This window comes from Gluconacetobacter takamatsuzukensis, from assembly GCF_014174275.1.
Taxonomy (GTDB): Bacteria; Pseudomonadota; Alphaproteobacteria; order Acetobacterales; family Acetobacteraceae; genus Gluconacetobacter; species Gluconacetobacter takamatsuzukensis.
The window spans coordinates 31264-46884 of the sequence record NZ_JABEQK010000003.1; the positions used below are offsets into that span (position 1 = coordinate 31264).

Genomic DNA, 15621 nt, shown 5'->3' on the forward strand with positions numbered 1-15621 from the left:
GCTGCTCCTGTTCCTCAGCCCGCGCGGGCCGGGCCGGCTTCGCCGAAGACGCGGGTGAAGCTGTGGTCCAGCGCGCCCAGGTGGGAATCGCTGTTCATCGCCGCATCCAGCACCTCGGCCGGCACGCGGCCCGCCACCTCGGGGTCGGCGTCCAGGTTCTCGCGGAAGGTGCGGCCGTCGGGCTGGCCCAGGCGGGTCCAGGTCGCCATGGCATTGCGCTGGACGATGCGGTAAGCGTCCTCGCGCAGGATGCCGGCGCGCGCCAGGGCCAGCAGCACCTCGCCGGAATGCACGACGCCGCCCAGGCTTTCCAGGTTGGCCATCATGCGGTCCGGATAGATCACCAGCTTGTCCATCATGCCGGCCAGGCGGGCCAGCGCGAAATCCAGCCCGATCGTGCCGTCGGGGCAGATATTGCGCTCGACCGACGAATGGCTGATGTCGCGCTCGTGCCACAGGGCGACATTTTCCAGCGCCGGGATGACATGCGCGCGCACTAGCCGCGCCAGGCCGGTCAGGTTTTCCGACAGCACGGGGTTGCGCTTGTGCGGCATGGCCGACGAGCCCTTCTGGCCCGGATGGAAGAATTCCTCGGCCTCCCGCACCTCGGAGCGCTGAAGATGGCGCACTTCGATCGCCAGCCGCTCGATGCCGCTGGCGATGACCGCGAGCGCGCAGAAATAGGCGGCATGGCGGTCGCGGGGGATCACCTGGGTGGAAACGCCTTCGGGCTCCAGCCCCAGCTTCTCGGCCACGAACGTCTCGACGCGCGGATCGACATGGGCATAGGTGCCCACCGCGCCCGAGATGGCGCAGGTGGCGATTTCGGCGCGGGCGCGCACCAGGCGCTCGCGATTGCGGGCGAATTCGGCGTAATGGCCGGCCAGCTTGAGGCCGAACGAGGTTGGCTCGGCATGGATCGCGTGGCTGCGCCCGATGGTCAGCGTGTATTTATGCTCGAACGCCCGGCGCTTCAGCGCGTCCAGCACGGCGTCGAGGTCCGCCAGCAGCATGTCGGTCGCCTGGACCAGCTGCACCGACAGGCAGGTATCCAGCACGTCCGACGAGGTCATGCCCAGATGCACGAAGCGGCTTTCCGGGCCGATCTTCTCGGCCAGCCAGGTCAGGAAGGCGATGACGTCGTGGCGGGTTTCGGCCTCGATCTCGTCGATGCGATCCAGGTCGGCCTGCGAGAAGGCGGCCATGGCGGCGTCACCCTTCTCGCGCACCACACGGGCGGCCTCGGCCGGCACGGCGCCGTATTGCGCCATGGCTTCGCATGCCAGGGCCTCGATCTCGAACCAGATCCGGTACCGGTTCTCGGGGGCCCAGATGGCGGCCATGGCGGGACGGGTATAACGCGGAACCATCGTGCTCGGCTTTCTCTCTTGTCGACCGGATGCCGGTCGGCGGCATCGTCGCGTCATGCGGCAATCCCGGGTCGATGACGATCTGCTCCGGGGACGGGGCTGCCCCTTTAGCCGATTTCCCGCGCCGCGTCTTCCTTCGAAAGCGGCAGGCCCCTTGCCCGGTTGCGGCGGGAATGATCAACATCGCGCGGTATCGGCCCACAGGGCGGGCCGACGGACATTGCCATCGGGAGCGCGACCATCCTCACCCTATCCGCACTGGCCTCGCTGTTGCAGGTCATTCTGATCGATCTGACCCTGGCCGGCGACAATGCCGTGGTGATCGGCCTGGCCGTGCGCGGCCTGCCCCACCCGTTGCGGGGGCGTGCCATCCTGGCCGGTGTTGCGGCGGCCGCGCTGATTCGCGTCGGGCTGGCGATCGTCGCCGTCCAGCTGCTGGCCATCATCGGCCTGACCCTGGCCGGCGGCATCCTGCTGCTGTGGGTGTGCTGGCGCATGTTCCGCGAACTGCGCCACCAGGAGGCGCCCGTCGCGTCGGGCGAGGCGCCGCCCGGCGCGCTGCGCGCCGCCATCGTCCGCATCATCGTCGCCGATCTGTCGATGAGCCTGGACAATGTGCTGGCGGTCGCCGGGGCAGCGGGCGAGCATATCTGGGTGCTGATCTCGGGCCTGGCGGTTTCGGTCCTGATGATGGCCGTCGCGGCCTCGTTTATCGCACGGCTGCTGGAGCGGTTTCGCTGGATTGCCTGGGTCGGGCTGCTGATCGTGCTGGCCGTGGCGATCGAGCTGATCGTCAAGGGCGGCGGCGAAATCTGGCATGTCGTGGCATGATGGCGCGCCCCGCCCGCCGCGCCTGCTGACATCGAGGCCCGCCATGCCGCCACCCGCCCGTCCCACCGCCCCGCGTCGCGCCCTGTCGCGCCCCGGGGGACGCATGGCGGGTGCGGTGGTGCTGGCGGCGCTTGCGTGCGTGTCGCCGCCCGCCGTCGCCCGGGATATTGCCGGCGACATCGCCGCCGCGCCCCGTTTGTCCCCGGCTTCGGGCGCCGTGGCGGCGCGGGTGGAGACCTATCTGCGGCTGCTCTCGCCCGAGAGCGGGAGCATCGGGGACTATCTGACCTTCCTCGACCAGCAGCCGGCATGGCCGCGCCGCCCGGCGATGCTGGCCCGGGTCCAGGACCTGATGGCCCAGGCGCCCGCCGACGATACCGGTCTGGCCCAGGCCTGCGTCACGCTTTCGCTCACTGCCGCCCCCGCGCTGCTGGCCTGTGCCCGCCTGCCGGCCCCGCCGCCCGACCTGGTGGCGCGCGCCCGGCAGGCCTGGGTGGCGGGGATCGACCGGGCGCCCGATGAGGATGCGTTTCTGGCGGCCTTCGCGGCCGGGCTGACGGCCGACGACCAATGGCGGCGGTTCAACCGCCAGGAACTGGACGGCCACACGGACGCCGCGCGCCGGCAGGCCGGGCGGTTGCCCCCGGCGCGTCGGGCCCTGGCGCTGGCCCGGCTGGCCCTGCGCGCGGCCCGGCCCGATTCCGGGGCCGATGCCGGATTGTCCGCTCTGGCGAGCGTGCCGCCCGCCCTGGCCGACGACCCGATCCTGGTGCTGGACCGGCTGCGCTGGCTGCGGCGGACGGAGCAGTTCGACGCCGCGGCTGCCCTGTGGGCGCAATCGGGGCTGGCCGCCGAACGGCGCCTGCCCATCCCTGCCTTCTGGAGCGAGCGCGACACGCTGGCGCACGACATGCTGCTGGCCGGCCGCGACCGCGACGCGCTGGCCCTGACCGGCACGACCGGCGACATGAGCCCGGCCGCCCGGAACGAAGCCGACTTCCTGGCCGGCTGGATCCTGCTGCGTCGCCTGCATGACCCCAAATCCGCCGCCGGGCGCTTCCGCCCCCTCTGTGCCTCGCGCGCCCTGATCACGCGCAGCCGGGGCCTGTACTGGACCGGCCGCGCGCTGGAGGAAGCCGGCGACGATTCCGGTGCCCGCGCGCAATGGCAACAGGCCGCCGCCATGCCCGGCACCTTCTACGGCCAGATGGCGCTGTCGCGGCTGGATGGGGATTCGGCCAGCCCGCTGCTGTTTCCCGAGCGTTCCGGCGCGCTGGTCCGCGACCGGCTGGGCAGCGTGCCCATGCCGGCCTGGAGCCATGACGATATGAGCCGGTTCGAGGCCAGCGACCTGGTGCAGGCCGCCCGGCTGCTGGCCGCGCGGGGCGACCTGCCCCGTGCGCGCGATTTCGTGCTGATGCAGGATTCGCGCCGCGACGATGCCGCCGGCCATGCGCTGGCCGCGATGCTCGCGGTGCGGCTTGGGATGCCCGACGTGGCGGTGGCGATCACCCGCCGCGCGGGCCGCGACGGCATCGCGCTGCTTCCGCTGGGCTGGCCGACGCCCTTCCCGGCCAGCGAGCAGGGATTGCCCCCGGGCTTCGTCATGGCCGTGATCCGGCAGGAGAGCAGCTTCGACCCCGGCATCGTCAGTGCGGCCGGGGCCTATGGGCTGATGCAGCTTTTGCCCGGGGCGGCGCGGGACGTGTCGCGGTGGGCGGGGCTGGCGACCGGCACGCTGACCGGCGCCAGCCTGACGGACCCGACCCTGAACATGCGAATCGGCACCGCCTATCTGTCGCGGCTGATGCGCAAGTTCGACGGGGCGATTCCCTATGTGCTGGCGGCCTATAATGCGGGGCCGCACCGGGCCGACCAATGGCTGGCCTCGGTCGGCGACCCGGCGCATGCCGACCCCACGCCCACTGCCATGCTCGACTGGATCGAGAGCATTCCGTTTGCCGAAACCCGCAGCTATATCCAGCGCGTGGAGGAAAACCTGGCCATCTACCAGGCTCTGGCCTCCGGACCCCGATCGGAGGCGCCGCCATGACCCCTGCCCGCCTTGTCGCCAGTTTCGGCGGCTGCGGCTTTTCGCCCGTCGCACCCGGGACTGTCGGATCGCTGGCGGCCCTGGTCTGCGGCCTGCTGTTCCTGCCCCATCCGCTTGTGCTCGGGGCTGCCATCCTGCTGTGCTGTGGTGTCGGATACGTGGCCACGGCGCGGGTCAGCGGCGGCGAGGACCATCAGTGGATCGTGATCGACGAGGTCGCGGGCATGTGGATCGCGATGTTCCCCCTGACGTTCGGCCCCATGCAGGTAGACCCGCTATGGCCCGACCGGATCGGCATCCTGTGGCTGCTGCTGGCCTTTGCGCTGTTCCGGCTGTTCGACATTACCAAGCCCGGCCCCGTCGGCTGGTTCGACCGGCGGCATGACGCGGTGGGGATCATGGGCGACGATATCGTGGCCGGACTGATCGCCGCGGCGATCCTGACGGCCGCGCGGATGCTGATCGTGCTGGCCTGACATCATCGCGGGGTGCCCATGACGTCCATGCTGAACGAAACCGTGCTGGCCCAGGCGGCCGAGGTGCTGGAGCGGATGCGCGGCGCGGGATTGCGGGCCGTCACCGCCGAAAGCTGCACCGGCGGGCTGGTGGCCGCCGCGCTGACGCATCATGCCGGATCGTCCGACATGGTCGAGGGCGGATTCGTCACCTATTCCAACGGGATGAAGACCGCGCTGCTGGGCGTGCCGGCGGCCCTGCTGGCCCGCCACGGGGCGGTCAGCGCCGAAGTCGCGGCATCGATGGCGCGGGGGGCGCTGGCCCATGCGCCGGAGGCCGATCTGGCGGTCTCCATCACCGGCATCGCTGGGCCGGGCGGCGGCTCGGCGGAAAAGCCGGTCGGGCTGGTATGGTTCGGGGCCATCCGGCGCGATGGCGAAGGCAGCACGATATCGCGCCATTTCGATGGCGATCGGGAAGCCGTCCGCCGGCAGGCGGTGGCGCAGGCGCTGGACCTGCTGGCGGGGCTGACGGAGGCGACATAGAAACCTCTCCGGCCAAGACGGTCGGGCCGGAGAGGCTGTTCCGATGTGCGGCGTGCCGGCTTTACTGCGGCGAACTCTCCGGCATCGAAGGCGCGGGCGGTGCCGGCGGCGCCACGGTGCCGGTGCCCGCCGGAACTGTCGCCGTGGGTTCGGTCGGTGCCGACATCGTGGGCGTGTTCGGCATGGTGCCCGGGGGAACGACGCCGGACGGGACCGTACCGGGCGGGACGGCCGCCTCGGGCTGCGGCGGATTGCCGGCGCGGGCGGTGGCGAGGCTCTTGGCGTTCAGGTCTTCGGTCGTGGGCGAGCCCGTGGCCGATTCCTGATGCTCCTTGCCATGGTCTTTATGGTGATGATGATGGTGGTGGTGATCCGGGTCCGCGAGGACCGGCGTGCCGACAACCAGGGCTGCGGCGACAATCATCGGGCCGAAAGACAATTTCATCACGATCGTTCCTCCAAGGGGTTGGAACGCGCCCGCATCAGGGCACGCGGCGTCATGACGGCGCGGGGCCGTCATTGACCTTGCGTAATCCCAACGTCCTTCAGGCGCCTCCGGTTCCGGCCGGCTGCGCATTCGTGGGCTGCGCCAATGTCTTGTCGGTCACCGGCGGGCCGTAGATGTCGCGCGCGCGGCGGATGAAGGCCGAGACCATCAGACGTACGGCCTCGTTGAACACCACCCCGATCGCGGCCTGGAGCAGGCGCGAGCGGAATTCGAAATCGACGAAGAAATCGACCTGGCAGCCGCGCGGGTCCGGCGCGAAGGTCCAGACATTGTTCAGGTAGCGGAACGGCCCTCTTTCATAGCGGACGCGGATGCGGGTGGGATGTTCGAGGTCCACCCGGCTGGTAAAGGTCTCGCGGAACGGGCCGAAGCCGATGGTCAGGTCCGCAACCAGTTCAGTCGCGGTGCGGGTGCGCACGCGGGCGGCGGCGCACCAGGGCAGGAATTGCGGATATTTGGCGACGTCCGCCACCAGGTCGAACAATTGCTCGGGCGCATAGGCAATCAGGCGACGTTCCGCATGCGTCGGCATCAGACGCTCTCCGCCCCGCTCCGCACGGCTGCCAGCTTCGCCTCGCGCGCCGCGCGCAGCTCCGCGAAGTCGGAATCGGCATGGTAGGAGGAACGGGTCAGCGGCGAGGCGCTGACCTGCAGGAAGCCCTTGGCCCGCGCCATCGCGGCATAATCGGCGAATTCGTCCGGTGTGACGAAATGCTTCACCGCCGCATGTTTCACCGTCGGCTGAAGATACTGGCCCAGCGTGATGAAATCGACATCGGCCACCCGCAGATCGTCCATCACCTGCAGGATCTCGGGCCGTTCCTCGCCCAGCCCGACCATCAGGCCGGATTTGGTGAAGATCGACGGATCGTGGCGCTTTACGTCATCCAGCAGCCGCAGCGACTGGTAATAGCGCGCGCCGGGGCGGATGGAGGTATAGAGCCGCGGCACGGTCTCCAGATTATGGTTGAACACGTCGGGGCGCGCCGCCACGACCACTTCCAGGGCTGCCGGCTTGCGCAGGAAATCCGGGGTCAGGATCTCGATCGTGGTGCTGGGCGACGCCGCGCGCACCGCGCCGATGACGCGGGCGAAATGCGCGGCCCCGCCATCGGGCAGGTCGTCGCGGTCGACCGAGGTGATGACGACATGGCGCAGGCCGAGCTTGGCCACGGCCTCGCCCACGCGCTCCGGCTCGCCGTCATCCAGTGCATGGGGCATGCCGGTGGTGACGTTGCAGAAGGAACAGGCGCGGGTGCAGATCTCGCCCATGATCATCATGGTGGCGTGACGCTGCGACCAGCATTCGCCGATATTCGGGCAGGCCGCTTCCTCGCACACCGTCACCAGCTTCTGCTCGCGCATCAGGGCGCGGGTCTCGTGATAGACGGGGTGGTTCGGCGCCTTGACGCGGATCCAGTCCGGCTTGCGGGCGATGGGATTGTCCGGGCGATGCGCCTTCTCGGGGTGGCGGAGCAGCGCACCGCCTTTTCTGTGGTCGATCACCAGACGCGTGGACATAAGGCAGAACCCATAAAGCAAACGGACAGCCAGAAGTGGAACGTCGCGGGGGGCGCGTCAAGCAAACATCCCCCCTGCCCGCGCCCCGGCGATCAAAAGCTCAGGAGCAGTCTCCCGGCCCCTCCATTCAGATATGCAATGCGCCGTCATAGGCCGCCAGAACGGCCTCGTGCATCGCCTCGGAAATGGTGGGATGCGGGAAGACGGTTTCCTTCAGTTCCGCCTCGGTCAGTTCCGACGTCCGGGCGATGACGTAGCCCTGGATCATTTCCGTCACCTCGGCACCGATCATGTGCGCGCCCAGCAGCTCGCCGGTTTCGGCGTCGAACACCGTCTTGACCAGCCCCTCGGGCTCGCCCATCGCAATGGCCTTGCCGTTGCCGATGAACGGGAAGCGGCCGACACGCACCTTGTGCCCGGCTTCCTTCGCCCGGGCCTCGGTCATGCCGACCGAGGCGATCTGCGGCCGGCAATAGGTGCAGCCGGGAATGTTCAGCGGGTCGATCGGGTGGACATGCCGCCCCGCGATCGCCTCGACGCACATCACGCCCTCATGGCTTGCCTTGTGCGCCAGCCAGGGCGGGCCGGCCAGGTCGCCGATGGCGTAGACGCCCGGCTCGCCGGTGAAGCATTTCGCGTCGACCTTCACATGCGTCCGATCGACGGTGACGGCGGTGCCCTCCAGCCCCAGCTTCTCGACATTGCCCACGATGCCCACGGCCGAGATCACGCGGTCCACGGTCAGGGCGTGCGTCTTGCCGCCGGCTTCGACCGACAGGCTGACATTGTCCGCGCCCTTGGTGATGGGGCCGATCTTCGCACCCGTGAGGATGGTCATGCCCTGCTTGACGAACGCCTTGTGCGCCAGCGCGCCGATCTCCTCGTCCTCGACCGGCAGGATGCGGTCCAGCACTTCGACGACCGTCACCTCGGCGCCCATGTTGCGATAGAACGAGGCGAATTCGATGCCGATCGCGCCGGAACCGATCACCAGCAGCCTCTTGGGCAGTTCGGTCGGCACCATCGCCTCGCGATAGGACCAGATCAGCTTGCCGTCGGGCTCCAGCCCCGGCAGCACGCGGGCGCGCGCGCCGGTCGCCAGGATGAGGTTCTTCGCGCTCAGCGTCGCCACCGGCTTGCCGTCCTTGGTGACGGACAGCAGGCGGCGGCTGCCGTCCTTGCCCGCCAGCGCCCCGAACCCGTCGAAGACCGTGACCTTGTTCTTTTTCAGCAGGTGCCCGACGCCGGAGGAAAGCTGGCCGGCGACCTGGCGCGAGCGCTTGACCACTTTCTGCAGGTCGAAGCGCACATTGTCGGCCGCGAAGCCGAATTCGCCCAGATGATGCAGCAGGTGATTGATCTCGGACGCACGCAGCAGCGCCTTGGTCGGGATGCAGCCCCAGTTGAGGCAGATACCGCCCAGGTGATTGGCCTCGACCACGGCGGTCTGGAGCCCGAGCTGGGCGGCGCGGATCGCGGCGACATACCCGCCGGGACCGCCGCCGACGACGACGAGATCGAATTCTGTCTTGTTCATTGATGTACGTTCCCGGAGCGGAGGGCGGCCGGACAAGGGCGGTCGCGCGAGGATGCCGGTTCAGAAAAAGTTCCGTGGCCCGGACATGCCGGGCCACGGCGGTTCAGACGACGAGGCTGAGCGGCGATTCGACCACCGAGCGGAAGGCGGCGACCCATTCGGCCGCCAGCGCGCCGTCGACCACGCGATGATCGACCGACAGCGTCACCGTCATGACGGTCGCTATGGCCAGGGCATCGCCCTTCACGACCGCCCGCTTCTCGCCCGCCGCGATGGCCAGGATGGCGGCCTGCGGCGGGTTGATGATGGCCGAGAACTCCTTGACCCCGTACATGCCCATGTTCGAGATCGAGAACGAGCCGCCCTGGAATTCCTGCGGCTTCAGCTTGCCGGCACGGGCGCGGGCAATCAGTTCCTTCGCCTCGTTGCTGATCTGGCTCAGCGACTTGCGGTCGGCATTGCGGATGATCGGGGTGATCAGCCCATCCGGCACCGACACCGCGACCGAGATATCGACATCGTCGTACAGGATGGTCGCATCCTCGGTGTAGGACGCGTTGACCTTGGGGACGCGCCGCAGCGTGACGGCGACGGCCTTGATCAGCAGGTCGTTGACCGACAGCTTGAACGCGCCCGGCCCTTCGGCCGGCGAGGACGCGTTAAGCTGCGCGCGCAGGGCCAGCAGCGCATCCAGTTCCACATCCATGGCGACGTAGAAATGCGGGATGGTCGATTTCGCCTCGGTCAGCCGGCGCGCGATGACCTTGCGCACCGTCGAGTTCGGCACCGCGGTATGCGGCACGTCGATCACGGGTGCGGGAGGCGGCGCCGCCTTGGGGGTGGTGGACGCTGCGGCCGGTGCCGGCACGGCCACGGCCGCCTCGACATCGCGTCGCACGATCCGCCCGTTCGGGCCGCTGCCCTTCACCTGGCCCAGATCGATACCCTTCTGAGCGGCGATGCGTCGGGCGAGCGGCGAGGCGAAGACGCGCCCTGCCTTCGGCGCAACCTCGGCAACGGGGGCCGGCGCGATGACTGTGGGCGTCGCACCTGCGGCACCCACAGTCGGCGCAGGGGCCGCCGCCTTGGGTGCGGCGGCGGCCTGCGCCGCATCGGGCACGGCCTCGCCTTCCGCCACCAGGATGGCGATCGGTGCGTTGACCTTCACGCCTTCGGTCCCGGCCTCGACCAGGATCCGCCCCAGCGTTCCCTCATCGACGGCTTCGACCTCCATCGTCGCCTTGTCGGTCTCGATCTCGGCGATCACGTCGCCCGAGGCGATGGCCTCGCCTTCCTTCTTCAGCCAGCGGGCCAGCTTGCCCTCGGTCATGGTCGGCGACAAAGCCGGCATCAGGATGTTCACGGACATTGCGCGTGTTCCTCAGACCAGCTTGCGGACCGCATCCACCACCCAGGTCGGGTTCGGGAGGGCCAGCTTTTCCAGATTGGCGGCGAAGGGCATCGGCACGTCGGCCCCGGCGACACGCGCCGGCGGAGCGTCGAGATAGTCGAACGCATGTTCGATCACCTGCATCGCCACTTCCGCGCCGATGCCGGCGAAGGGCCAGCCTTCCTCGACACAGACCAGGCGACTGGTCTTCTTGACGCTGGCCACGATCGTCTCGGTATCCAGCGGGCGGATGGTCCGCAGGTTGATCACCTCGGCCGAAATCCCCTGCTCCGCCAGGATCGCGGCGGCTTCCAGCGCCGTGCCGACCATGATCGAGAAGGCGACGATGGTCACGTCGGTGCCCTCGCGCTCGATCTTCGCCCGGCCGATCGGCAGGATGAAATCGTCGTCGATCGGGCACGGGAATTTGTGGCCGTACAGGATCTCGTTTTCCAGCACGATCACCGGGTTCGGGTCGCGGATCGCGGCCCGCAGCAGGCCCTTGGCGTCGGCCGACGACCAGGGGGCCACCACCTTCAGGCCCGGCACATGGCCGTACCAGCTGGCATAGCATTGCGAATGCTGGGCGCCCACGCGGGCGGCGGCGCCGTTGGGGCCGCGGAAGACGATCGGGCAGGAAATCTGGCCGCCCGACATGTAGCGCGTCTTGGCCGCCGAGTTGATGATGTGGTCGATCGCCTGCATCGCGAAATTCATGGTCATGAATTCCACGATCGGCTTCAGCCCCGTCAGCGCGGCACCGACCGCCATGCCGGTAAAGCCGTGTTCGGTGATCGGCGTGTCGATCACGCGCTTCTCGCCGAATTCGTCCAGCAGCCCCTGCGAGACCTTGTAGGCCCCCTGGTACTGCGCGACTTCCTCGCCGATCAGGAACACGTCCTCGTCCCGCCGCAGCTCGGCGGCCATGGCGTCGCGCAGGGCCTCGCGGACCGTGATCTCGACCGTCTCGCCCCATTCCTTTTCGGGCGCGACCGTGGGGGCCGGCGGCGCGGCCTTGGCGGGGGCAGCCTGTGCGGCCGGCGCGGGAGCCGGAGCTTCGGCCTTTGCCGCCGCCGGGGCGGCAGCCGCGCCGTCCGATTGCAGGTTCGCGATCGGGGTGTTCACCGCGACATGCTCGGTGCCTTCCGGCACCAGGATGTCGGCCAGCGTGCCCTCGTCGACGGCTTCGACTTCCATCGTCGCCTTGTCGGTCTCGATCTCGGCGATCACGTCGCCGGCGGCGATATGGTCGCCGGGGGTCTTCAGCCAGCGGGCCAGCTTGCCCTCGGTCATGGTCGGCGACAGGGCGGGCATCAGGATCTGGGTGCTCATCGTTCAGCCTTCCACCAGCACGTCTGTCCACAATTCGGACGGATCGGGTTCAGGGCTGCTCTGTGCGAAATCGGCCGCATCCACCACAATTGCCTTCACCTTGTCCTCGATCGCCTTCAGTTCTGCTTCGTCGACGCCGCTCGACAGCAAGTCACGACGCACCCGGTCGATCGGGTCGTGGTTCTTGCGCATCTCGTCCACCTCACTGCGCGGACGGTATTTCGCGGGGTCGGACATGGAATGGCCGCGATAGCGGTAGGTCTCCATTTCCAGCAGGAACGGCCCCTTGCCTTCGCGGCAATAGGCAATCGCCTCCTGCGCCGCCAGGCGCACGGCCTCGACATCCATGCCGTCGACCTTGCGCCCCGGAATCCCCCAGGGTTCGCCGTTGCGCCACAATTGCTTGGACGCCGAGGAGCGCTCGACGCTGGTGCCCATGCCGTAATGATTGTTCTCGATCACGAACACGCAGGGCAGCTTGTGCAGGGCCGCGAGGTTGAAGCTCTCGTAGACCTGGCCCTGGTTGGATGCGCCCTCGCCGAAATAGGCGATCGAGACCTCGTCGGTGCCGCGATATTTGTTCGCGAAGGCCAGGCCGATCCCCAGCGCGACCTGCGCGCCGACGATCCCGTGGCCGCCGTAGAAATGCTTCTCGCGCGAGAACATGTGCATCGAGCCGCCCTTGCCGCGCGAATAGCCGCCTTCGCGCCCCGTCAGTTCGGCCATCACGCCGCGCGGGTCCATGCCGGCGGCCAGCATCTGCCCATGGTCGCGATAGGAGGTGATTAGCTTGTCGCCCTGCTTCAGCTCCATCTGGATGCCGACGACCACGGCCTCCTGGCCGATATACAGGTGGCAGAACCCGCCGATCAGGCCCATGCCGTACAGCTGGCCCGCGCGCTCCTCGAACCGGCGGATCAGCACCATGTCGTAGAAAGCGTGCTTCAGCTCGTCCGTGGTGAAGGTCGCATTGGTCCGGTCGGGGTTGGAAACGCCCGCGCCGGTGCCGGACGTTTTTTTATCGCCCATGGTTTGTCCCCTTTTTTTTCGCGCACCGCGGCGTCGGAGAGGAATGAGATCCCTGCCCTCTGGCGCTCCGGCCTGATGATGTTCACTCAATTTGCCGTGTTGATGGACGGGGAAAGCTGTCCCGCCCATTCAGCCGACATGCGACAGCACTGTCGGAATCCAACGGCAGATTTACGACGTTCGCTATTTTTTACCGTGCGGAGAGCCGTCCTCAAAGGCCGAAAGAGGTGTAAGCTCGGAAACAAACCGAACGAATTTGGTAAACGGAGTGAACGTGAGCGACACCAGCGGCCGAAAGATGTTCTGTGGCAACCGCGTGCGTGCATTGCGGATCGCGAATGCGATTTCGCAGAGGATGATGGCCCAGCGGCTGGGCATTTCCGCAAGCTACCTCAACCAGATCGAAAATAACGCCAAGCCGGTCCCGACGCGGCTGCTGGTGACGCTGTGCGACATGTTTTCCGTCGCCCCGAGCTATTTCGGCGATGACGGCGAGATCCGGATGCTCCGGCTTCTGCGGGAGGCATCGAGCGACCCGATGTTCCGCTCCGCGCTGCCGGAGCGGGAGATCCAGGGGGCCATCCGCGATAATCCTGCTTTCGTGAAGATGTTTCTGGAACTCTATCGGTCGGTCAGGGCCATGCACGAACAGGGCAGCGAGAGCCAGCCCGACAAGCGGACCGAGGCCGAGCGCGCTTCCGCGTGGTCCAAACTCTCATCTGCCTACGAGATCGTCGGCGACTGGGTGCAGGCGGAACGGAATTATTTCGACACGCTGGATCGCGCGGCCGAGCAACTGTACGAAACCGCGCGGCTGGATACGGATACGATCGGCACGGGGCTGGAGCGTCATCTTCGCGACCGCTTCGGCGTCACGGTTTCCACCACGGCCGCCGAATCCGTCATTCCCAATACCAGCCCGTGCCACTTCGACAGCGTCGAAAAAGTGGCGCGCTTCCTGCCCGGCCTGCCCGGCCCGACCCGGACATTCTGCATGGCGCGGCTGGTCGCCCATCTGGGATATGCCACGCTGATCGACGAGGCAGCCCGTCACCCGCTCCTGTCCGACGGAAACACGCGTTCGATCGCCCGCGCCGCAATGGCCAATTATTTCGCGGGCGGGCTGATCATGCCGTACGAATTGTTTGCGGCGAAAGCCAAGGCGTTCAAGCACGATCTCGATCGCCTGCAAACGACCTTCTCGGCCAGTTACGAGCAGGTGTGCCAGCGGCTCTCTTCTCTCCAGCGGCCGGGCGCGGAAGGGGTGCCGTTCTATTTCATCAAGGCGGATGTGGCGGGCAACGTGCTGAAAAGCTATAGCGCCAACCGCTTCAGCCGCGCCCGCTTCGGCGCGCTGTGCCCGCGCTGGAACGTCTTCGAAAGCTTTTCGGCCGCCGGGAAGCTGATCATCCAGATTTCGCAGGATACGGAAGGCGGCCTGTTCATCAGCGTGGCGCGGGCCGTCGTCCCTCACCCGCTGTCATTCTTCGACCGTCAGCCGAAACGCGCCATCGTGCTGGGCTGCTCCGTCGCCCATGCCGACGAGGTCGTCTATTCGTCGATGCTGAACCTGCACGATCCGCGCACATTCATCTCGATCGGCCCCGGCTGCCGGTCATGCGTGCGCGCCGATTGCGAGCATCGCGCGATGCCGCAGAGCGGTTTCTTCTTTCAGCCGGCGGCAGGTGCCTGAGCCGCTACGTCTCGCTGATAGAGCCCGGAGCGTCCGCCGGATTTGGCAATCAGGCGGACATTCCCGATGGTCATGTCCCGATCCACCGCCTTGCACATGTCGTACAGGGTCAGGGCACAGACGCTGACCGCCGTCAGGGCCTCCATCTCCACCCCGGTCGGGCCGGTGGTGCCGACACTGGCCTCGATCTCGATCCCGCTGCCATCCTGCGAAGGCGCCAGGTCCACGCGAACCGAACTCAGCGCCAGCGGGTGGCAGAGCGGGATCAGGTCCGCGGTCTTCTTGGCGGCCATGATGCCCGCGATGCGGGCCACGGCCAGCACATCGCCCTTCTTCATGCCGCCCGACAGGATCAGGCCCAGCGTTTCGGGCCGCATCGTCACCTGCCCCCGCGCGACGGCCTGCCGCACGGTCGCGGGCTTGTCGGCCACATCCACCATCACGGCGTGGCCATTGGCGTCGAGATGGGTCAGGCCGCCCGCAACCGGCATGGCTCAGGCACCGCCCAGCAGGATGCGGGCCGCCTCGCCCGGCGACGGGTGGCGCAGCAGCGTTTCGCCGACCAGGAAGCCGCTGGCGCCCACATTGCTGAGCCGCACGACATCGTCGTGGGTGCGGATACCGCTTTCCGAAACCACGATCCGGTCGGGCGGAACCAGCGGGGCAAGCTGGATCGTCGTCTCAAGATTGGTCTTCAACGTCTTGAGATTACGGTTATTGATCCCGATCAGCGACGTGTCCAGCGCCAGGGCGCGGTTCAGTTCGGCCTCGTCATGCACCTCGACCAGGACGTCCATGTCCAGCCCGCGTGCGATATCCAGCAGTTCCGCCGCCTCGCTGTCGGTCAGGGCCGCCAGGATCAGCAGGATGCAGTCCGCGCCGATGATGCGGCTTTCATGCACCTGCCACGGATCGAGGATGAAATCCTTGCGCAGGATCGGCAACGCGCAGGCGTCGCGTGCCCGCTGGAGGTCTTCCGCACAGCCATGGAAGCACGATCCCTCGGTCAGGACCGAGATACAGGCCGCACCCGCTTTTTCATATTCGGCGGCGATGCCGGCGGGGTCGTAGTCGGGGCGCAGGATGCCCGCCGAGGGCGATGCCTTCTTGATTTCCGCGATCAGCCCGATCTGGCGGTCCGCCGTCCGCTGCTTCAGCGCCTGGCCGAAACCGCGGGTCGGCGTGGTGACTTCCCGGGCCCGGGCCGTGATTTCCTTCAGGGGGGTAACGGTGGCCCGCTGCGCGACATCGACCCTGGTCCGGGCGCAGATGCGCGCAAGGACATCCGGAAGCCCATCCGGGTCCGAGGCGGTGCCGCACTCGTTCTGAGCGGGATTCGTCGCGGTATCGTTCATG

The 15621-nt window shown here is 67.9% G+C and carries 15 protein-coding genes; 5 read left to right on the top strand and 10 right to left on the bottom strand.

All coding sequences use genetic code 11. The annotated features are described in order from the left end of the window. Positions 1-14: 14 nt before the first annotated feature. Positions 15-1370 carry an adenylosuccinate lyase gene (purB, locus tag HLH27_RS04585; RefSeq protein ID WP_182948230.1) on the bottom strand — a complete coding sequence of 452 codons (1356 nt, stop codon included), beginning with the start codon at positions 1368-1370 and terminating at the stop codon, positions 15-17. A 240-nt stretch (positions 1371-1610) separates the two neighbouring features. On the opposite strand from purB, the gene HLH27_RS04590 reads away from it, so the two are divergent. The 4 genes from HLH27_RS04590 to HLH27_RS04605 are packed head-to-tail and all read left to right on the top strand — an operon-like array spanning position 1611 to position 5255. Continuing rightward, entirely contained in the window at positions 1611-2201 is a 591-nt protein-coding gene (locus HLH27_RS04590) for a YjbE family putative metal transport protein (RefSeq protein ID WP_182948750.1), read from the top strand. Continuing rightward, entirely contained in the window at positions 2188-4254 is a 2067-nt protein-coding gene (locus HLH27_RS04595; RefSeq protein WP_246375482.1) for a lytic transglycosylase domain-containing protein, read from the top strand. Before HLH27_RS04590 ends, HLH27_RS04595 begins: the two co-directional genes overlap by 14 nt. Beyond that, on the top strand, positions 4251-4730 hold the full coding sequence (locus HLH27_RS04600; RefSeq protein WP_182948232.1) for a phosphatidylglycerophosphatase A family protein: 480 nt from the start codon (positions 4251-4253) through the stop codon (positions 4728-4730). Before HLH27_RS04595 ends, HLH27_RS04600 begins: the two co-directional genes overlap by 4 nt. Before the next feature lie 27 nt (positions 4731-4757). Then, positions 4758-5255: a CinA family protein gene (locus HLH27_RS04605; protein ID WP_182948752.1), complete on the top strand. Its 498-nt coding sequence runs from the start codon at positions 4758-4760 to the stop codon at positions 5253-5255. A gap of 61 nt (positions 5256-5316) precedes the next feature. Here the strand turns inward: HLH27_RS04605 and HLH27_RS04610 are convergent, their stop codons facing one another. The 7 genes from HLH27_RS04610 to pdhA all read right to left on the bottom strand — a co-directional run bounded on the left by HLH27_RS04610 (position 5317) and on the right by pdhA (position 12572). Then, complete coding sequence (locus HLH27_RS04610; protein WP_246375528.1) at positions 5317-5700, bottom strand: hypothetical protein; 384 nt, start codon at positions 5698-5700, stop codon at positions 5317-5319. A gap of 100 nt (positions 5701-5800) precedes the next feature. Continuing rightward, complete coding sequence (locus HLH27_RS04615) at positions 5801-6295, bottom strand: type II toxin-antitoxin system RatA family toxin (protein WP_182948235.1); 495 nt, start codon at positions 6293-6295, stop codon at positions 5801-5803. Further along, positions 6295-7284 carry a lipoyl synthase gene (lipA, locus tag HLH27_RS04620; protein WP_182948237.1) on the bottom strand — a complete coding sequence of 330 codons (990 nt, stop codon included), beginning with the start codon at positions 7282-7284 and terminating at the stop codon, positions 6295-6297. The genes HLH27_RS04615 and lipA overlap by 1 nt, the downstream gene beginning before the upstream one ends. Positions 7285-7411: 127 nt before the next feature. After that, positions 7412-8821 (bottom strand): dihydrolipoyl dehydrogenase, encoded by a 1410-nt coding sequence (lpdA, locus tag HLH27_RS04625; protein WP_182948239.1) that lies wholly within the window; start codon positions 8819-8821, stop codon positions 7412-7414. 103 nt (positions 8822-8924) lie between these two features. After that, positions 8925-10190 carry a pyruvate dehydrogenase complex dihydrolipoamide acetyltransferase gene (locus HLH27_RS04630; protein ID WP_182948241.1) on the bottom strand — a complete coding sequence of 422 codons (1266 nt, stop codon included), beginning with the start codon at positions 10188-10190 and terminating at the stop codon, positions 8925-8927. Between the two features lie 12 nt (positions 10191-10202). Beyond that, the gene (locus HLH27_RS04635; protein ID WP_182948243.1) at positions 10203-11543 is read right to left on the bottom strand and encodes a pyruvate dehydrogenase complex E1 component subunit beta; all 1341 of its coding nucleotides are present in this window, start codon (positions 11541-11543) and stop codon (positions 10203-10205) included. Positions 11544-11546: 3 nt separating this feature from the next. Beyond that, entirely contained in the window at positions 11547-12572 is a 1026-nt protein-coding gene (gene pdhA, locus HLH27_RS04640) for a pyruvate dehydrogenase (acetyl-transferring) E1 component subunit alpha (protein ID WP_182948245.1), read from the bottom strand. A gap of 274 nt (positions 12573-12846) precedes the next feature. On the opposite strand from pdhA, the gene HLH27_RS04645 reads away from it, so the two are divergent. Beyond that, the gene (locus tag HLH27_RS04645) at positions 12847-14265 is read left to right on the top strand and encodes a short-chain fatty acyl-CoA regulator family protein (RefSeq protein WP_182948247.1); all 1419 of its coding nucleotides are present in this window, start codon (positions 12847-12849) and stop codon (positions 14263-14265) included. On the opposite strand, the gene moaC is transcribed toward HLH27_RS04645, so the two are convergent. Both moaC and trpC read right to left on the bottom strand, forming a co-directional pair. Further along, entirely contained in the window at positions 14244-14756 is a 513-nt protein-coding gene (moaC, locus tag HLH27_RS04650; RefSeq protein ID WP_182948249.1) for a cyclic pyranopterin monophosphate synthase MoaC, read from the bottom strand. The two genes, HLH27_RS04645 and moaC, sit on opposite strands and share 22 nt — an antisense overlap. 3 nt (positions 14757-14759) lie before the next feature. Continuing rightward, positions 14760-15620 (bottom strand): indole-3-glycerol phosphate synthase TrpC, encoded by an 861-nt coding sequence (gene trpC, locus HLH27_RS04655; RefSeq protein ID WP_182948250.1) that lies wholly within the window; start codon positions 15618-15620, stop codon positions 14760-14762. Position 15621: the final 1 nt, after the last annotated feature.

What these genes read in the sequence shown, in the direction of transcription:
- HLH27_RS04630 (WP_182948241.1), bottom strand. Translation starts at nt 10,190, where the DNA reads ATGTCCGTGAACATCCTGATGCCGGCTTTGTCGCCGACCATGACCGAG.
- lipA (WP_182948237.1), bottom strand. Translation starts at nt 7,284, where the DNA reads ATGTCCACGCGTCTGGTGATCGACCACAGAAAAGGCGGTGCGCTGCTC.
- HLH27_RS04605 (WP_182948752.1), top strand. Translation starts at nt 4,758, where the DNA reads ATGCTGAACGAAACCGTGCTGGCCCAGGCGGCCGAGGTGCTGGAGCGG.
- moaC (WP_182948249.1), bottom strand. Translation starts at nt 14,756, where the DNA reads ATGCCGGTTGCGGGCGGCCTGACCCATCTCGACGCCAATGGCCACGCC.
- HLH27_RS04635 (WP_182948243.1), bottom strand. Translation starts at nt 11,543, where the DNA reads ATGAGCACCCAGATCCTGATGCCCGCCCTGTCGCCGACCATGACCGAG.
- purB (WP_182948230.1), bottom strand. Translation starts at nt 1,370, where the DNA reads ATGGTTCCGCGTTATACCCGTCCCGCCATGGCCGCCATCTGGGCCCCC.
- pdhA (WP_182948245.1), bottom strand. Translation starts at nt 12,572, where the DNA reads ATGGGCGATAAAAAAACGTCCGGCACCGGCGCGGGCGTTTCCAACCCC.
- lpdA (WP_182948239.1), bottom strand. Translation starts at nt 8,821, where the DNA reads ATGAACAAGACAGAATTCGATCTCGTCGTCGTCGGCGGCGGTCCCGGC.
- HLH27_RS04610 (WP_246375528.1), bottom strand. Translation starts at nt 5,700, where the DNA reads ATGAAATTGTCTTTCGGCCCGATGATTGTCGCCGCAGCCCTGGTTGTC.
- HLH27_RS04595 (WP_246375482.1), top strand. Translation starts at nt 2,188, where the DNA reads ATGTCGTGGCATGATGGCGCGCCCCGCCCGCCGCGCCTGCTGACATCG.
- HLH27_RS04600 (WP_182948232.1), top strand. Translation starts at nt 4,251, where the DNA reads ATGACCCCTGCCCGCCTTGTCGCCAGTTTCGGCGGCTGCGGCTTTTCG.
- HLH27_RS04615 (WP_182948235.1), bottom strand. Translation starts at nt 6,295, where the DNA reads ATGCCGACGCATGCGGAACGTCGCCTGATTGCCTATGCGCCCGAGCAA.
- trpC (WP_182948250.1), bottom strand. Translation starts at nt 15,620, where the DNA reads ATGAACGATACCGCGACGAATCCCGCTCAGAACGAGTGCGGCACCGCC.